The 202-nt window shown below is 60.9% G+C and carries 1 protein-coding gene; it reads left to right on the forward strand.

Features of this window, described 5'->3' with window-relative positions; genetic code table 11:
- Positions 1–21 precede the first annotated feature (21 nt).
- A partial coding sequence (locus A3709_RS15825; RefSeq protein WP_304438774.1) for a glycerophosphodiester phosphodiesterase family protein occupies positions 22–202 on the forward strand: 181 nt, incomplete at its 3' end.

A 202-nucleotide genomic window follows, 5' to 3' on the forward strand; every position in this document is an offset into this window, starting at 1 on the left:
GGCAGCCCAGGTACTTTCCCCATGTATCGGTTTATTTGCGCCCTGCTGGCGCTGATGGGTATAAGCGTGGCCTCCGCCAATCCACTGGTGATCGCCCATCGCGGCGCCAGTGGTTACCTGCCTGAACACACCCTGGAAGCGAAGGCCATGGCCCACGCCATGGGAGCGGACTTTCTCGAACAGGACGTGGTATTAACCGCCG

Source organism: Halioglobus sp. HI00S01, from assembly GCF_001635445.1.
Lineage (GTDB): Bacteria > Pseudomonadota > Gammaproteobacteria > Pseudomonadales > Halieaceae > Halioglobus > Halioglobus japonicus.